The organism is Tabrizicola sp. (assembly GCF_051645465.1).
Taxonomy (GTDB): Bacteria; Pseudomonadota; Alphaproteobacteria; order Rhodobacterales; family Rhodobacteraceae; genus Tabrizicola.
Window position 1 is genome coordinate 1 of record NZ_JBOFBI010000173.1, and the last position, 1665, is coordinate 1665.

Sequence of the window (1665 nt, forward strand, 5' to 3'; positions counted from 1 at the left end):
CCACCGCCGAAGAAAACGCCGCCTTCCACGCCCTCGCCCCGGTCCGCCGCGTGGTGGAACTGGCCGAGGCCGCCGACGTTATCTTTGTCGGTGTCGGTCAGATGTCGAACGACGCGCCCCTTCTGGCAGACGGCTTTGTCAGCCGCGCCGAACTGGACCAGATGCAGGCCGCCGGTGCCGCGGGCGAGGTTGCGGGCTGGGTCTTCGACACCGACGGTCATTACCTCGACGTCGGCACGAACATCCGCACCGGCGGAGTGCGCGTGGCCCCCGGCCTTGACCGCCCCGCGATCGGGCTCGCCTCCGGCGCTTCCAAGCTGCCGGCCATCGCTGCGGCCCTGAAATCCCGCATCCTGAACGGCCTGATCACCGACGAACCCACCGCCCGCGCCCTGCTGTCACGGCGCTGACCCACAGCCTTTCCGGCGCCGCCAGCGAAGAATCCGCTTGACGACTCTGGTTCATATATGAGCATTTACCCATCAGGCGATGATTTGCTCATACGCTCATCCAGGGAGGATTACATGACAATGACGCTACGCGCGCTTTTCGGCGCGACGGCCCTCGTTGCCTTCGCGGGCGCGGCCATGGCCGAAACCACCATCACCGTGGCTACTGTGAACAACGGCGACATGATCCGCATGCAGGGTCTGATGGACGACTTCTACGCCAAGAACCCCGACATCAAGGTCGAATGGGTCACGCTGGAAGAGAACGTCCTCCGCCAGAACGTCACCACCGACATCGCGACGCAAGGCGGCCAGTACGACGTGCTGACCATCGGCACCTACGAGGTTCCGATCTGGGGCAAGCAGGGCTGGCTCGTGTCGCTGAACGACCTGCCCGCAGACTACGACATCGATGACCTCCTGCCCGCGATCCGTGGCGGTCTGACCGTCGACGGCAACCTGATGGCCTCGCCCTTCTACGGCGAAAGCTCGATGGTCATGTATCGCAAGGACCTGATGGAAGCCGCCGGGATGACCATGCCCGAGGCTCCGACCTGGGCGGACATCGAAAAGGCCGCCGCCGCGATGACCAACAAGGAAGCCGAAGTTTACGGCATCTGCCTGCGCGGCAAGGCCGGCTGGGGCGAAAACGGCGCCTTCCTGACCGCCATGTCGAACTCGTTCGGCGCGCGCTGGTTCGATGAAAACTGGGTGCCGCAGTTCGATCAGCCTGAGTGGAAGGCGACGCTCGACTTCTACCTGAACCTGATGAACAACTACGGCCCGCCCGGCGCCTCGAACAACGGCTTCAACGAAAACCTGACGCTGTTCCAGCAGGGCAAGTGCGGCATGTGGATCGACGCCACCGTCGCCGCATCCTTCGTGACCAACCCGAAAGACTCCACCGTCGCCGACAAGGTCGGCTTCGCGCTGGCCCCCGACAACGGGCTTGGCAAGCGCGGCAACTGGCTCTGGGCATGGTCGCTTGCGATCCCGACGTCCTCGACGAAGCAGGACGCAGCGAAGGCCTTCATCAACTGGGCGACGAACAAGGACTACCTCGCCCTTGTCGCCTCGAAGGAAGGCTGGGCCAACGTGCCTCCGGGAACCCGGACCTCGCTCTACGCGAACCCGGAATACGCGGCGGTGCCGTTCGCCAAGATGACCCTCGACAGCATCAACGCGGCTGACCCGACCGCCCCCACTGTGAAACCGG

2 protein-coding genes are annotated in these 1665 nt (G+C 64.6%); both read left to right on the top strand.

Annotated features, from left to right (window positions below; all coding sequences use genetic code 11):
- Positions 1-410, top strand: a 410-nt coding sequence (locus tag ACRCSW_RS11125; protein ID WP_438705070.1) for a sugar-binding domain-containing protein, incomplete at its 5' end; no start/stop codon positions are given.
- Between the two features lie 114 nt (positions 411-524).
- The coding region (locus tag ACRCSW_RS11130) for an ABC transporter substrate-binding protein (RefSeq protein WP_438705072.1) at positions 525-1665 on the top strand (1141 nt) is incomplete at its 3' end.